General features: G+C 38.3%; 13 protein-coding genes and 1 pseudogene. 6 read left to right on the plus strand and 8 right to left on the minus strand.

Annotation, left to right across the window (positions count from 1 at the left end; genetic code table 11):
* The 5 genes and pseudogenes from OQZ33_RS23000 to OQZ33_RS23020 all read left to right on the plus strand — a co-directional run.
* Positions 1-276: pseudogene (locus OQZ33_RS23000) on the plus strand (hypothetical protein); the annotation flags it as partial.
* A gap of 475 nt (positions 277-751) precedes the next feature.
* On the plus strand, positions 752-2,575 hold the full coding sequence (locus OQZ33_RS23005) for a hypothetical protein (protein WP_265801858.1): 1,824 nt from the start codon (positions 752-754) through the stop codon (positions 2,573-2,575).
* A gap of 487 nt (positions 2,576-3,062) precedes the next feature.
* The gene (locus OQZ33_RS23010) at positions 3,063-3,518 is read left to right on the plus strand and encodes a helix-turn-helix domain-containing protein (protein ID WP_265801859.1); all 456 of its coding nucleotides are present in this window, start codon (positions 3,063-3,065) and stop codon (positions 3,516-3,518) included.
* On the plus strand, positions 3,508-4,071 hold the full coding sequence (locus tag OQZ33_RS23015; protein ID WP_265801860.1) for a PIN domain-containing protein: 564 nt from the start codon (positions 3,508-3,510) through the stop codon (positions 4,069-4,071). The genes OQZ33_RS23010 and OQZ33_RS23015 overlap by 11 nt, the downstream gene beginning before the upstream one ends.
* Before the next feature lie 714 nt (positions 4,072-4,785).
* The gene (locus OQZ33_RS23020) at positions 4,786-5,172 is read left to right on the plus strand and encodes a hypothetical protein (protein WP_265801861.1); all 387 of its coding nucleotides are present in this window, start codon (positions 4,786-4,788) and stop codon (positions 5,170-5,172) included.
* A gap of 870 nt (positions 5,173-6,042) precedes the next feature.
* Here the strand turns inward: OQZ33_RS23020 and OQZ33_RS23025 are convergent.
* From OQZ33_RS23025 to OQZ33_RS23060, 8 genes are read right to left on the minus strand one after another with little or no spacing between them, the layout of a single operon-like run.
* Positions 6,043-6,744, minus strand: a complete 702-nt coding sequence (locus OQZ33_RS23025; RefSeq protein WP_265801862.1) for a sulfite exporter TauE/SafE family protein — start codon at positions 6,742-6,744, stop codon at positions 6,043-6,045.
* Positions 6,741-7,184 carry a FixH family protein gene (locus OQZ33_RS23030; RefSeq protein ID WP_265801863.1) on the minus strand — a complete coding sequence of 148 codons (444 nt, stop codon included), beginning with the start codon at positions 7,182-7,184 and terminating at the stop codon, positions 6,741-6,743. Before OQZ33_RS23030 ends, OQZ33_RS23025 begins: the two co-directional genes overlap by 4 nt.
* Positions 7,185-7,189: 5 nt before the next feature.
* Positions 7,190-8,554: a cytochrome c oxidase accessory protein CcoG gene (gene ccoG, locus OQZ33_RS23035; RefSeq protein ID WP_265801864.1), complete on the minus strand. Its 1,365-nt coding sequence runs from the start codon at positions 8,552-8,554 to the stop codon at positions 7,190-7,192.
* Positions 8,529-9,482: a cbb3-type cytochrome c oxidase N-terminal domain-containing protein gene (locus OQZ33_RS23040; protein ID WP_265801865.1), complete on the minus strand. Its 954-nt coding sequence runs from the start codon at positions 9,480-9,482 to the stop codon at positions 8,529-8,531. The genes ccoG and OQZ33_RS23040 overlap by 26 nt, the downstream gene beginning before the upstream one ends.
* Complete coding sequence (locus OQZ33_RS23045) at positions 9,469-9,651, minus strand: hypothetical protein (RefSeq protein ID WP_265801866.1); 183 nt, start codon at positions 9,649-9,651, stop codon at positions 9,469-9,471. The genes OQZ33_RS23040 and OQZ33_RS23045 overlap by 14 nt, the downstream gene beginning before the upstream one ends.
* 2 nt (positions 9,652-9,653) lie before the next feature.
* On the minus strand, positions 9,654-11,795 hold the full coding sequence (ccoN, locus tag OQZ33_RS23050) for a cytochrome-c oxidase, cbb3-type subunit I (RefSeq protein ID WP_265801867.1): 2,142 nt from the start codon (positions 11,793-11,795) through the stop codon (positions 9,654-9,656).
* A 44-nt stretch (positions 11,796-11,839) separates the two neighbouring features.
* Positions 11,840-12,025 carry a cbb3-type cytochrome oxidase assembly protein CcoS gene (gene ccoS, locus OQZ33_RS23055; RefSeq protein WP_265801868.1) on the minus strand — a complete coding sequence of 62 codons (186 nt, stop codon included), beginning with the start codon at positions 12,023-12,025 and terminating at the stop codon, positions 11,840-11,842.
* Positions 12,022-14,415: a heavy metal translocating P-type ATPase gene (locus tag OQZ33_RS23060; protein ID WP_265801869.1), complete on the minus strand. Its 2,394-nt coding sequence runs from the start codon at positions 14,413-14,415 to the stop codon at positions 12,022-12,024. The genes ccoS and OQZ33_RS23060 overlap by 4 nt, the downstream gene beginning before the upstream one ends.
* A gap of 1,388 nt (positions 14,416-15,803) precedes the next feature.
* Here OQZ33_RS23060 and OQZ33_RS23065 point away from each other — a divergent pair.
* Positions 15,804-16,211 (plus strand): hypothetical protein, encoded by a 408-nt coding sequence (locus OQZ33_RS23065; protein WP_265801870.1) that lies wholly within the window; start codon positions 15,804-15,806, stop codon positions 16,209-16,211.
* Positions 16,212-16,350 lie beyond the last annotated feature (139 nt).

Here is a 16,350-nt window from a genome sequence, read left to right on the forward strand (position 1 = left end):
GGTATTATCGAACTTAACGCCAATCCTTATCAAAGTAAAGTACTCTATCCTTCTGTTTTTCGTGACTTAGACTTTAAGAAGATTGACAAGCTTTGTAAAATGAACAAGGAGTTTGAAAAGTTCATCGAACAGACTGAAAAATTAATGACTGCAAGCGAAAAATATGTTTCAGGTGCAGAAAAAGAACTTGATGAATTTTGTGACAATTACTTTGCAAACGACACAGAAGTTGAAAATTATTGCAAGGACAAACATATACCGACAACAGAAGAATAAGAAACCACTGGCTATAACAGCAAATTTGTACAAAAATAGCTGACGGTGGTTCAACTCAGGTTTTTCGTTAATTATTTAGTTTTGTGCGGTGGGACAAGGGTTCTGCAAGTAATGCCATTTCTGCACAAATTTTCAAAACGTTAAATTAATTTTTTGTCTCACAAAACGAACCATTGCTCCTGAAAATACCTATCTGCAAAAATTAGATTTAAATCATTACTTTTAGCATCATACCTAAAGCATCTGCTGCACTCGTTCGCCAGCAATTCAGGTAGTTAGTTTGCCACGGAATCACATGGTCGTTTCTCGGAAATATACTTTCTGTCTTGTAAAAACATTTTATTAAAGGCATTCTGGGAGTCATTACCAATGCCATTAAATGCCTTAGTTTAGTATTAGTTAAATTTGTTTACCTATTTTATTTTTATATAATTGTATATAATAATTTTCTTATAGCTTCCATACGGTTAAAATAATGCGAAAGTTTTCTTTTTTACACGGGATTATAATATCAATCATATTGGTTTGTCTTGCGAAACCAGTGATTGCGCAAAATAAGGTTAGGATCTTTACTCCAAGTTCATTTGGAATTATGCCGAATACCGGAGCAAACGCAACACCACTTTTAAGTGCGATGCTTAAAGAGATCAAGAGCAAGATATCGAAAGGTGAAAAAACAGTTATCCAATTCGAAAAAGGAAGATATGACTTCTTTCCTCAGGGTGCTGCGATCAAAAACTATTATATATCCAATCATGACCAAAGTAATCCGAAGACTGTTGGTATCGAAATAGAACAGTTCAATAACATATTGTTTGATGGAAGTGGTTCTAACTTTATTTTTCATGGAAGGATGCTGCCTATCTCATTGATAGAAAATCACAACATTACCTTAAAAGGAGTGAATATAGATTTCGAAGATCCCCAGATTGCTCAGATAAAAGTGATTGAAAATGATACATCATCAGGCTCTATCGTTTTTGAAACTGCTCCATGGGTTAAATATGAAATCAAGGACAGCATATTCTACAATATAGGTGAGGGATGGAAACAAAAACCGGTATCAGGTATTGCCTTTGAAGCTGAGACTAAACACATTGTATATAATAGTGGGGATGTTAAGCTTGGTAAAGGATTGGTGGAGCTCCATCCAGGCCAGATAAAGGCCAACAACTGGAAAAACAAAAAGTTAATACCCGGTACCGTTATAGCCCTTAGGAGTTGGGCAAGACCTAATCCAGGTATCTTTGTTCACAAAGGGAAAAATGTGCATTTGAAAAACGTCAGGGTACATTATGCCGAGGGAATGGGTTTGCTAGCCCAGCTTACTGAAAATATAGATTTGGATGGCTTTAGTGTAAGGCTTAAAGATGACAAAGATCCCAGATATTTCACCACTCAGGCAGATGCAACACATTTTTCAAGCTGCAAAGGCATCATCTCATCCAAGAATGGAATTTATGAGGGTATGATGGATGATGCAATTAATGTCCACGGTACTTATTTGAAGCTTATAAGAAGACTAGACGACCGTACGGTTATTGGAAAATATATGCATGGACAATCTTATGGTTTTGATTGGGGCTATGTTGGTGATAGCATACAGTTTATCCGCTCAAAGACGATGGATTACCTTAATGATGGAAACGTGATTGCAGCTATTGATTCGATTTCGTCTGAGGGAAACGGAGTTAAGGAATTCAAAATTGTTTTTCAGGAAGCTTTGCCGCAAAATATAGATCCATCAATAGTTGATTATGGTATTGAAAATCTTTCCTGGACTCCGACAGTTTCCTTTACAAAAAATATAGTTCGCAATAATAGGGCTCGTGGAGCGCTCTTCAGTACGCCTAAAAAAACTGTTGTAGCTAACAACTTGTTTGATCATACATCTGGTAGCGCAATTGTGCTCTGTGGCGACAGTAATGGGTGGTACGAGACGGGTGCATGCAAAAATATTACCATTAAAAATAACAAATTTATTAATTCCTTAACCAGTATGTACCAATTTACAAATGCGATTATTTCCATTTATCCTGAAATTCCTGACCTGATAAATCAAAAACACTATTTTCATTCTGGGATAAGAATATTGAATAATACATTTGAAACTTTTGATCAGCCTATCTTATATGCGAAATCTGTTGATGGCCTGAATTTCAGTAACAATAGAATAAAAACTACTCAGGCTTATCCCCCGTTCCATAAAAATAAAAAAAGAGTTTTGTTTGAACGAGTAGTAAATTCCCGTATTCAAAATAATATAAAAGATGGAAAAGCAGTCAATCTTTCTAACTAATCTCTCAACCATAGGAAATCTAGAAACAATATCGCATTAAAATTAATTTGCCTTTGAAAACTGTATAAAAAAATTTCGCTTAAGAATTCAAAACTAGCAAAGCGCTCATTATCAGCCATATTCTTTTATTTAAACGACTTCTATGCTTTCATTCCATCTGGGAAGTAGAGCCTCTTTTGTCAGTAAAAAGAAAACTAAAAAACACGTATTTACCCAAGGAATATTCCTTATCAAGTTTAAAACCCAGTATGGAACGGGAATAGGTCTATAGGAAGAGTAACCACAAAAGTCTCAAAAAACGAAAGTATTCATCCCCTACTATTTATCTTTCTTTCAAATGTAAGTATACCTGCACAGATTACGGCAAAGAGAAAAATGTATCATAAAATGCATATTATAAAAAATCGAGCACAAGTGTAACACATTTATTACATTTCGAATATTTCGAATATTTCATATATTTCTTTTATTTGCATAAAAAATAATTATGAACACTATTGAACAACGTCGTAAACCCTCGAAATCGGAACAAAAAGTCGCACGTGAATCATATCCTGCTGTACTATCTATTCTATCACATATCAATGGAGAAGAAACTGAAATAGAGATCGAAGAAAGCAAAGAACGAATTAAAATCCCTTCTAGAGCACTTGAGTTTTTAAGTGATATTTTAAAAGCAATGAGTGAAGGTAAGCCAATTTCAATAGTTCCTATTGCAACTGAAGTTACCACTCAAAAAGCAGCCGAAATCTTAGGATGTTCTAGGCCCTACTTAATCAAGCTGTTGGAAGAAGGTCAAATCCAATTCGTAAAGGTAGGAAAACATCGTAGGATTAAATTTGAGGATGTAGTAAGCTATAAACAGAAGATGAAAAAGGACCAAAAGCAAAACCTTATTGACATAATGACCTTTGACGAAGAAAACGGATTGTATGATTCATAGTGTTAGATTTAAAGCAGTTCTAGATACCAATGTCATCTTTCCCATTGAAATCAGAGATTTGTTATTTTGGTTTGCTCATTATGAACTTTATACGCCGAAATGGAGTCAAAATATTTTTGACGAATGGAAAAGAGTAATGATTAGAAAAGGAATTAGTGAAAATGAAGCATTGAAACGTGTAAGCAGAGCAACTCAGGCATTTCCAGATGCTCTGGTACATAACTACGATGGCCTAATCGCAGATTTAAAGTTACCAGATGCAGACGACCGTCATGTGCTTGCAGCCGCTATTAGAACAAATGCAAATGTTATCGTAACTAATAATCTAAAAGACTTCCCTGAAGACTACCTAGATTCTTTTGGTCTAAAAGTGAAAAGTGCAGACGATTTTTTAACTGATATCATTGACCTAAATCAAGATAAAGCGATTGAAGCATTTAAAGAAATGGTACTAAATAGAAAAAATCCTGCAATGGACGAATACCAGGTTTTAGAGAGCTTAAGAAGGAATGGTTTGAAGGATACGGCCGACTACTTACATGCGCTTTTGTAAGTTTAAGAGGTACATGGATAAACCAGAGTGGATTGACCCCGTCTTACCGGAAATAAATTTATTGTAAAGGGTTGCTTGCCTTTATGTTAGTAAATTGGGGAGAAGGGGTCAAATGGATTGGTTTGTCCACATGAAGCCAAAATCAAAAAAAAGAGAACAGATAAATAAATAAAATTCTTTCTCATGACTTTATTAGATTTACTTAAACTACTATTAACAATATAAACGAGGAATGTTTTCAGTTCAAATTTATTAAATGATTTCTATTTCTTTGTTCATAAAATACACAACATATTTATGACATTGTTTAGCTAATCTCTACGGCCCCGGTGATTAACATCGATATAGTACAAGGCGATTAGCAGAGGGAACAAACAAGACATTCCATTGCCCTATCGTTTATAACTATTATTTAATATTTGCAATAATAACAGTGGTTATAGGTGGAGATTTCGCTGAAACTGACAACCCCATTTCGGTTTAAACAGTTGTTAATAATTGCCCGATTTTTCTACTTTAAAATGGCCAAGTTTTTTGGGGGGACGTCATACCGGGAAAACGAATATTCCAATTAAAAAACAAAAATACAAAAAAGAATGTTCTTTAAAAGTACAGATTATAGCTATGAAAAAGTTAATATTTTCAACTGCGCTAATTTTGATCAGTTTATATATTTGAGCTCAGCCGAATCCTGGTGCCCCAAATGGAGCGTGCATGATAGTTGCCGCTTATCCGGGTAATGGTTATTTTCGAATGTACACCGGGTATGACCAGGCTACTGGAAAATATTCTGGGGGCTGGTCAGACTGGGCTTCATCTGCAACTGCAGCAGTGAATAGGGCGAATGGTGATAGCATGATGTATCCGTGTGTCAATTGGGAAGGTGGCTATAGTACTAACGATACCTGCACGGTAGTAACAGATCGTTTTGGAGAGAAAAGTGGTACACTCAGCATGTTCACCGGCACATTATCATCGGAGTGTTCAGTTCCATTGGATGAACATGTATATATTTTACTCTTTATCTTAGGCGCTATTAGTTTTTTCTATTTAAAAGGGGGTAATTTAAAATCTAATCAGTCAAATACCGGTAATTGTTAATCTACACTTTCTAATATGCTTGAGATTACTTTCTATCAAAAAATAATTAGAGATAGATGCCTAAACTGGTGCTAATATCGCAAGGAAAATTGAAATATGCAGTAATGCTTTCATATTTAATTATTATTTGCTGATCAGATGTATGTTCTAGGCTTGGTAAATTAATTATAGCTTGGGTTTCGGATAAGATGCAAACCAATCACAGACCATTCCTTGTAAATTCACAATTTCAAACCTGTCAATGGAAATGAACTTGGTTCCCGGTAAAAATAACTGGATGGTTTTTTAAGCACAAAGTAGCACGTTTTACCGATATTTCATCGGGTCTTGTTCTATCGCCAATAAAGCTTTGAGGAATTTATCCGCCATCAGATCGTAGCCTTGGGTTTTTGGTCACTTTTCGGCATAATCTAAAAGGACTAGGCCTCCGGCGCTAATGAGCCGGGAGAATAAATTTTATGTGAAATAAATTTATCCTCTGCACACAAGAGAGAAAAGATTGCTTCTTCGTACTTGTTAGCAATGACGATTTTTTTTGCGTTATCACCTGCCGACGATAGACAGGTTGCGGAAGCTTGAAGCCCTTTCCAAACATAAATACTGCCGACAAAAGGAAGAGCCTTTCCTGCACTGGCGAGCCGACAACATACATAATCGTTATTTGCCTAGATTAATCTAGACTGTGTACAACGGTTGTGGATAGCTTTCTTTATAAATGGTCCCTGGTCTTAGATAGATCTTTTTTCGCTGTGCTTCCCTCTAGAGGCAAGATTCACCTACAATTGTCTAAATTCCCACTATACTATTTACCTATCCGGCGTAATTGCCTGCCGGTAGTGTAGGATATCGCGATTTTTTCGATTAGGGAATTCATTTACATTCTACAGCTCCGGAAGCCTGATGCATATTATCAGGAGAGAGAAAAGGGATACCCAGATCTGCAGCTCGTAATATAAAAAGTACCCCTATAAAAAGCATAAACCAGGGTACGAGGCGGTTGGTATTAAAATGTATGTATTTCCGTAGGTAAATGCCACCGAGTGATACTGCGAGCATCAGCGGTACAGTGCCCAAACCAAATAGAAACATAAATTTCCCGCCAGATTGTATAGAACCCATATTTAACGCCGTAGCCAGTGCTAAATACACCATGCCACAGGGAATTAAGCCATTCAGCATACCAATTAAAAAGCCCCAAAATGGTGTATTCATGGCTTTCCCCATTAGTTTACTTATTGGGTTGATGAGTTGATGTTGAATACGTGCCAATCCTTTTTGGTATTTCCCGGTTAATTGAAGAAAGGTGAACAAGATAAGGATAATGCCTATGCTAAAACTCAGCATTCGCTGGTTGCTGAACAGGCTGAAGCTGCCTCCAACAGCGCCCAAGGCGAATCCCATTAGCGTGTACACCAGTATTCGTCCAAACTGATAGAGTAACAGCTGAAATCCATTGTACAGGAAGCCACTGTTTTTGAGCGGTAGACTGAGCACAATGGGACCACACATCACTGCGCAGTGCATACTGCCCAGTAACCCCATTACAAAGGCCAAAGGAAACCATTCGGTCATAATATTATATTTTTTTCGTAAGCATAGGTTTTGCCATTTGAAGACCAGTTTAAGTTCAAAATCCACAGGCCTTTTGCCATGCCTAGCTGTTCTACTACAATTTTATTATCTGCACCATCTGTTTCTCCCTTTCGATTTTGATCTGATTTTTGATCAGCTGGTCGCATTATCCGCATGCTGTATGTTGCTTTGTTTTTTAATTCAATAATAATCTGGCTGCTTGTTACTTTTACTACAGGCGCCTCATGATCCCTGATTACATTTGCTTTTGAATTATATTCTTTCGTATAGTCTAAACCCTTTTCGTAGTAGTCTTCATCAACCAAGCTATCCCGACCGTGAACCATGAACATGTAGGTAACCATGCCCATTATAAATAAAATAAAGATAACCATAACGAAGGCTAATTTAGCCCCCCAGTTTCGCGGTTTAAGTTTCATATAGATTAATTAGGTCGGGCAAAAAAAGTAGTGCTTGCGGTGCTAATGACTTCATTATCAACTAATAATTCAAATTTTGCATCCGATTTGTATTGCTTGATATCGGAGGTTTTTCTGATCAAAAAAAAAGTAATTTCTACAGTGCCTTCGCCTGGCAGCTGTGTGGTGTTCTGTATAAATTGAATTTGGTCGCTCTTATTTTTCGATCGGAAGACAAATTTAATCGGCTTATTGGTTTTATTTATAAATTCTGCATTGTATAGGTTGCTTACCATATTATTGGGTCTAGTTTGAAAAAGTGTACCGCTCGCCCTCAATACGGTGGTTTGTACCAATTGACGGCGGTAAACCAGGCTGGATAAAACGAGTAACATGGCGAAGAGTAGGGCGGCATAAGCATACGATTTGAAACTGATTTTAAACGGGATATTTCTCTCGATGTAGTCGTTGTTAAAAAAACCAATCAGGTTTTTGGGCTTCCCAATTTTAAGCATCACCTCATTGCAGGCATCTATACAAGCAGTACAGTTTACACATTCGAGCTGGGTACCCACCCGAATATCGATGCCGGTAGGGCATACCTGCACGCATAGCCCACAATCAATGCAATCTCCGCGTGGCTGATCCGCATTTTTATTTAAATGGCTTCTCGGTTCGCCCCTATTAACATTGTAAGCCACAACCAGGCTTTGGTTATCGAGCAGAACACCCTGTAAACGGCCATAAGGGCAGATTACCGTACAAACTACTTCTCTTAAGTAAGCAAATACAAAGTAGAAGACCAAGGTAAATATCCAGATGAATAAAAATCCCGAGAGGTGCTGGTTAACGGGTTCAGTTATAATTTTATAGAGATGGTCGGAGCCAATGATATAGGCCAGAAAAAGATTGGCTATGAGGAAAGAGATAAACAGAAAGATGAGGTGCTTGCTCAGCTTTTTCATTACTTTTTCGGCATTCCATTCTTGTGCATCCAGTTTGTGCTGTCTGTTGGCATCACCCTCTATCAAATACTCAATCCGCCTGAACACCATTTCCATAAAAATGGTTTGAGGACAGAGCCAGCCACACCAGAGGCGGCCCAAAATCACCGTAAAGCAAATGATAAAAACGATGAAAATTAGCATGGCCAATGCAAAAAGAAAAAAATCTTGCGGGGTGAATAACAAGCCGAAGAAAACAAATTTCCGTTCTATAAAGTTAAGCAACACCAGTTGCTCTCCCCTAAATTTTAGAAAGGGAAAAGAAAACAGGCAAGCCAATAAAACATAGCTTACCCACTTGCGGTAGCTATATAACTTGCCACTTGGTTTTTTCGGATAAATAAAACCTATACCACGCGATTTATTTTTCTCCTGGTTTTTTTGCATCTGCTTCTTTCATTGCATTATCTTGTGGATCTTTCTCCTCATATTTCTCGCCTTGAGGTGCCTTTGCGCCGGCAGGATTGGTATCTTTTAACGACAAGATGAAATTGGCCACCGCACTGATCTGCTTAGGTGTAAGCTGTTTCTCCCAACTGATCATCCCTTTTTCGGGAACACCGTATTTGATGGTTTTAAAAATATTGTGTATACCGCCACCATGTAGCCAATATGAATCCGTTAAATTGGGTCCTACAGTACCTTGACCGTGGTCGCCATGGCAAACCACGCAATTGGTGGCGAAAATGGTTTTGCCTTCGGCTAAAACATTTGGCGTATTGTCGAATTTTACTGAATTTTCGTCTATTGCGTTGGCCGATTTTTCCAGGTAAAGCGCCCTTTCTTTGTTGGCTACCACCATTTCGTGTTCGTATTCTTTATCTTGGTTACCGCCCGCATCGCTAACCTGGTAGTAGAAGAGGTAACATACCGCAATAATTAGGGTGGCCGAAAATAATATGTTAAACCAAACAGGGATGGGATTATCCAGTTCCTGAATACCATCATAAGAATGGTCGATAATCAGGTCTTTTTCCTTTTCTAACGGCTGCAGTCCCAATAATTTTTCCAATAGAGATGGGCCTTTCTTTCGCTCTATTTTCCAGTCCACGTAGCTTAAAGCAACTTCATTAACCGGCTTTTGAAAAGGCGTTGGCTTCAAGTATTCGCCATAAATGGCCTTCGAAGCGTTAAGCAAAGCATAAGCTGCTGCAAGAATGGCAAGGGTAAACAATAGTGCGGTAATAATGAGCACATCGGTTTGGTTAAATTGCAGACCGGTGCTTGCTATTGGCTCACTTGCTGGGGCTACATCAACCGCCATGGCTACCGGGCTTAAAAATGTTAGTAGCGATATTAATTTAATCTTCTTCATAAGGATTAGTTTTATTGCCTTGAAGCGGTAGATTGCTCATTTCATCGATATGCTTTTTACTTAAACGAAACAGGTAAACACCCACTAAGATGAAAAAGAGCATAAACATAATCAACGAGCTAATCAAATAGATCTCTCCGCCGGATAAGTTTGTGATTTGATTGAACATGGCTATTGGTTTGACGGAATGGTTTCTTTATTTGCTTTAATATCAGTACCCATACGTTGCAGATAAGCAATAATGGCTACAATCTCTTTATCGCTTGCTACCTTAATGTTGTTTTCTGCAAGGTCTTTGGTTATTTTATCGGCTTCTGTTTTTAAGATATTGTTGGCCTGCTGGTCGAAGCCTGCAGGGTATGGAACACCCAGTTGTTGCATGGCTCTTATTTTGCTCGGTGTGGTGCTGATGTCCAATTTCTGTTCGGCAAGCCAATGGTATAAAGGCATAATACTTCCCGGTGACATTGATGTGGGATCCATTAGGTGATTGTAATGCCAGGCATCCGAATATTTCCCGCCTATACGGGCAAGATCGGGTCCTGTACGTTTACTTCCCCATAAAAAAGGGTGATCATATACGAATTCTCCTGCCTTGCTATATTCGCCGTAACGTTCGGTTTCCGACCGGAAGGGCCTCACCGTTTGTGTATGGCAATTTACACAACCCTCCCGGATATATAAATCCCGGCCCTGGAGCTCGAGTGGAGAATAAGGTTTCACAGATGTAATGGTAGGAATGTTGCTCTCTATAGTGAATGTGGGCATCATTTCTACCATACCACCAATTAATATGATAATGAGTGATAGCACCATAAATTTCATAGGCTTACGCTCTAAAACCCTGTGCCAGGCACGATCTGAGGGATGAGCATCTACCACAATTTTTTCCAATGGCATGGCTTCGGCATCTTCATTTGCAACTAGGCTGCCATGTAACATGGTTTTGGCCAGGTTGTAAGTCATTACAATTACCCCGGCAAGATATAAGGCGCCACCAACAGATCTTAACACATGCATCGGTATAATCTGCAATGTGGTTGATAGGAAATTCGGGTATTTAAGCATGCCCTCGGCCGTAAACTCTTTCCACATTAAGCCTTGGGTAAACCCAGCCCAATACATCGGTACGGCGTAAAATAAAATCCCTAAGGTTCCAATCCAGAAATGGAAGCTGGCCATTTTTTTTGAGTAGAGTTCTGTTTTATAAATTCTGGGAATTAACCAGTACAACACACCAAAGGTTAAGAATCCGTTCCAGCCCAGTGCCCCCACGTGTACATGGGCAACAATCCAATCGGTAAAGTGGGCTACGCCATTAATTTGTTTGAGCGATAACATTGGTCCTTCAAAGGTGGCCATACCATACGCGGTTAATGCCACCACCATAAATTTTAGCGTTACATCTTCGCGTACTTTATCCCAAGCTCCACGCAGCGTTAAGAGCCCATTAATCATACCGCCCCAACTCGGTGCAATTAGCATAATTGAAAACGCAACGCCTAAAGATTGTACCCATCCTGGTAGTGAGGAATACAATAAATGGTGAGGGCCTGCCCAGATGTAGATGAAAATTAACGACCAGAAATGAAGGATGCTCAACTTGTAAGAGTAAACCGGGCGGTTGGCCATTTTTGGTAAGAAATAGTACATTAAACCCAGGTAAGGCGTAGTCAAGAAAAATGCCACTGCATTGTGCCCATACCACCACTGTACCAACGCATCCTGAACGCCAGCGTACACATAGTAGCTTTTCATAAAAGAAATAGGCAACTCTACTGAATTTACAATATGGAGCACGGCAATAGTTACAAAGGTGGCAATGTAAAACCAGATGGCCACGTAAAGGTGGCGCTCTCTTCTTTTAATAATGGTACCAAACATATTTACCCCGAAAACCACCCAGATTACCGTGATGGCAATGTCAATTGGCCATTCCAGTTCGGCATATTCATGGGAGGTGGTTAAACCTAGCGGGAGGGTAATTACCGCACTCACAATAATGAGTTGCCAACCCCAGAAATGGATTTTGCTGAGCAGGTCGCTAAACATACGGGCTTTAAGCAAGCGCTGTAGCGAGTAGTAAACCCCCATAAATATGGCGTTACCCACAAATGCAAAAATTACCGCGTTGGTGTGCAAAGGGCGAATCCGACCAAATGTGGTGTATTGATTGCCTAGGTTCATTGGGACGCTATACAATTGCATGGCAATGAGCAGGCCAACGGTCATACCGATGACGCCCCATACAATGGTGGCAATTCCAAAATCGCGGACAATCTTATTGTCATAACTAAATTTTTCTAGCTGCATAAATGAAAATGGTTTGTTAGGAAAAAAGGGTAGTTAAAATTGTTTTATGAATTAGTTTTTATTTTTTCTTCAACATGATCTTGCTTTTTTACCTCGTCATCAAAAAGCATTCGAATGGCCGGTGTATGCATATCGTCGTTCTGTCCGGTTTTTACTGACCAGAAGAAGGCAGCAAGAAAGCCCAAGGCGATCAATACACTGCAAAAGATAAGGAAATAGATAATCGTCATCGTAGTTTGTTTTTATGAGCATAAATCCGGGTAGAAATGCTCGTAAATAAAATAATAGTAATGGTGCTTAAGGGCATAAGAACAGCGGCAACAAGCGGGTATAGCGTGCCCTGAACGGCAAAGAATAAACCTATGCAGTTGTACATTATGGCAATTCCAAAGCAGATTTTAATGAGGAGAAGGCCGTTTTTTGCCAATTGGATAAAATTGGGTAGCAGCTTTAGTGCATCGGCCTTTAAAATGGCATCGCTTCCCGGCGTGAAATTATTGATGTTCTCGGTTAGGGCAATTCCAAAGTCACTTTGTTTTAATGCACCTGCATCGTTAAGGCCATCGCCAATCATAATAATGGTATTTGCTGTTGCCTGCTGCGCCAAAATGTAATCTAGTTTTTGCATAGGGCTTTTATTAAACTCCATTGGGGTGCTGGCAGGGAAAATTGATTTAAGTGACCGCAGATCTTTGTCCGAATCGCCAGAAAGCACGTGTAGGCTAAACTCGCCCTTTAGTTTTTTTACCAGAGGATAAACATCGGGTCTCCATTTCTGGCTTATGTTGAAACAGCCTTTATATTCGTTTTCTACTACCACGTGAACCCCACTGCCTCCAGATTTCATTTTTACATCTTCAGGGAGTATGGTGTGGTTGCCAGCATACACCATTTGCCCGCTCACTTTGCCCGAAATACCTGAGCCTGTTAATTCTCTGTAATCTTCTACCGCATAAAAATCATCCGTTTCGATGCTTTGTAATATACTGCGACTTAAGGGATGAACGGAATTTCTAAACAATGAGGCAAGCAATTTAAGGTCGTGCGGGCTCAACGATTGGCTAAAGGCCACATCGTTTTTTTCGGTACTACTCAACGTTCCTGTTTTATCGAAAATAATAGTGTTGCAATTGGCTAAGCGTTCCAGTGAATCGGTATTTTTAACGTAAAAGCCGTGGCGATCGAAGATGGATAGGATGGAAGAAAGCGTAAACGAAGAACTTAACACCAGCACGCAAGGGCAGGCCACGATAATGATAGCCGTAAATGCCGACCAGGCTCTGCTCGTATCGTGCTGCAGAAACCAATAGCCGGCAGCTAAGGTGGCCAGGCCCAATACGCTCAGGCTAAAGTACTTCGCAATTTGATCGTTGAAAGTCTGTTTTTTTAAATTCGGACTGTAATTTTGCTTATTCCACAGATTCGTTAAGTAACTCTGTTGTACCGGCCTAACTACTTCTAGTTCTATGGCTTGGCCAGTTTGCCTGCCACCGGCGTAAATAATCTCACCTAAAACCTTTTGAATGGGTTCCGATTCGCCGGTTACAAAACTCATATCTGCCCAGGCATCGCCTTTCATTAAAATAGCATCGGCTGGTATAAGTTCTGCATTTCTAATCAGTAATCGATCGCCAATCTCAAGTTCGTCAATGGCTTTGGGCTTCTCCATACCATCAACCAATGTACTTACGGCTAATGGAAAGTAAGACCGGTAATCGCGGTCGAATGAAATGAACTGATAGGACCTTTGTTTAAGCCATTTTCCAATAAGTAATAAGAATACCAATCCGGTTAGGGTATCGGCAAAACCAATTCCAATGTTAAAAATCACTTCTACTGCAGTACGCAAAAACAATACTGCTAAAATAATGGCCAAAGGCAAATCCAGATTTATCCTTTTATTTCTTAAGCCAGTATAAGCCGAAACAAAATACTCGCGTGCGCAATAAAAAATAGATGGTATAGTAAAGCCCAAATTAAGCCAGCCGAATAGGCCATGGAAGTTTTTTTCTAAGCTAGATAGGCCAAAATATTCAGGGAAACTGAAAAGCATCACATTGCTCATACAAAACCCCGACAGTGCAATTTTTAAAATCAGTAAACGATCATTTCTAATATTGTTGTTTTTCACTACATCCTGCAAATTGATGAGTGGCGGATAACCAATTTCGCCCAATATAGCAACCAGCAATTGCAAGGAAACCTCTTTGGTTTTGTAGGTAATGGTAACCTGTTTTTTTAGAAAATCTATTCTCGAACTGTAAAAAGAAGGGTTAATCTTGTACAGGTGCTCCAGTAACCAAATACAAGAACTACAATGTATGGCAGGAATGTAAAAGGTTACGATGGATTTTTCCTCGTCTTGGTAGTCGATAATCTTTTTGATGATAGCAGGTTCGGCTAAATAAGCTAGCGGGGAATCTTTTTCTATTTTCTGGCCGGGGTTATTGCTGTAGGTATAGTATTGGCAAAGGTTGTTTTTAGATAAAATAAGATATACACCCCTACAGCCTGCACAACAAAAATCTCTACCATCTAAAACAAAACTATTGTTGGCAATTTTATCACCACAATGGAAGCATGCGTTCAGATTAGATGTTTTTTTGTTGCTTTCCATCATTGATACCTAGTATTACATATTAATAGTTCAATAAATAAATTAAGGTCATACACAAATCTTTTTAGTATTACTAAATATATAATCGAATTTATAAAAATATGACTTGATTGTGAAATTTTTTTATGTTTTATTTGAACACTTACTATAGGTTTAGATAAAATTTTATTGGGAATGGGGCTAGAAATTAAATTCTATTTTAGCTGGCAATTTTTTGGACCTGTATTATTAAGGATAAACATAGGTTTGAAACGTTATATAATAAAGAGATTATCGATTTCGAGCGTTTAGGTTGCCATGCATACGGCGATACCTATATTGTAACTATTCATTATGTGTACAGCAATAACTTTAGCTATGCGCATTCTGCAGATGGCAAAAAATTGAGAAGTGATGCGCCAAAATCCAAAAGCTTTCAGATTGATGAGATTGCTGACACTTATCGCTGAAAAAGTGTAATCCTATCAGGAATTCTTGAAGAATTGGCAGATGAGAATCAACAGCAGGCCCCTTGCACGGCGTTAACCATGAAATTATGCCGCCTAACCAAAATGCTGATGTAGGCGTGTCGTATGGAATCCAGGGAATTGGGCAGCAACATCATCGTGTTTAGAATTCGCATGACAAAAGCCATTGGGCGTTTTAAGTCTCATTAACTATTTTATATGAAAGGCTTTTCTTAGACGGATTCTCGTAGTTACACTTCCCTCGAAATGACAAGTTTTTAGCAGGTATTTTCCTCGGGTTTTTCTTAAGGCTCCTTGTATCACCGTTATGAAAATCTGCTCTAGCTAGCATGAGATTACAACCTAGAGCGCCATAGCTATTGATGAAAATGGAGAGATATTTTTCTAAAGAATTATAAACCTTAGGTAGCCAGACTTTATATTTGATTGTATCTCCCGCTATTGGAGGAGAGTATCCATGCTTCATAAGCTGTGAGCAAAACTTACAGATGGGAATATAAAAAATAGTACTGAGGTAAGTCATTTGGTAATTTTTAATATTGAGAGCTTCATGATCCTGCTAAAATAATTATTTAGTCTTACCGTAGATATTAGATTTGACTGCTTCAAGCGACTACATAAGTATGAAACTATTATCGAGCAAACCAGTCAAACTAAAGTAAGTAAATTATAAAAAAATTAGGTTTATTTTCATATGTTGGTAGATCTTTACTTATCAGGTTTTTTACCAAAAAAAAGGTGATTTTTTTGATAGGACTGAAGGTTTCATTAAAAGTTTTTTGTCTCATAAAACGAAATTTTTTATTTGCATTTAAATTTTATAATTACTCATTATCAGAAAATACCTCCATTTTAACTCTTAAGAAAATTTTATATTTACAAAAAGTTCACGACTTAAGCCCCTACCCAACATAATTTTATCATATGGTAACTACATTAAAAATATTGATGATTGCATTATTTTCTTTATTTTCAATCTTAAGCTACGGGCAGTTAAAACCTACCGATGAACAGGTAGACAGAAGTGGTGCATCTAAGCTTGTTTTCGCTGAAACTCTGTCACAAGCAATAAATTTAGCTAATGCCGATATAATTGAAGGTATTCGATTTCTACTTTTAAAAAGTGGAATATCTCCGGTAGTACTTGCACGTGATGAGAAATTTCAACAAGACTATAAGATTTTTTACTATGAGTCTGGTTGTGCGGGTCCTAACGAAAAGATAGCTATAGAATATAATAGAGTTATGTTTAAGCATTTAACTCAGGCATATGGAAAGAAATGGCTAAAGAACGTAAGGAAAGATGTATTAGGTCTTAAAAGGTATAATTAGAATTTCAAAAACGGTAGATTTTGGATAGGAAAAAGAATTTTACACCGTACATTTTATCTCAATAAACGAAAGTATTCATCCCCTACCGCAAATCTTTCTTTAAGCTGTAAGTTTGATCCACTAATTACGGCAAAGAGAA

Source organism: Pedobacter sp. MC2016-05 (genome assembly GCF_026239735.1).
Lineage (GTDB): Bacteria > Bacteroidota > Bacteroidia > Sphingobacteriales > Sphingobacteriaceae > Pedobacter.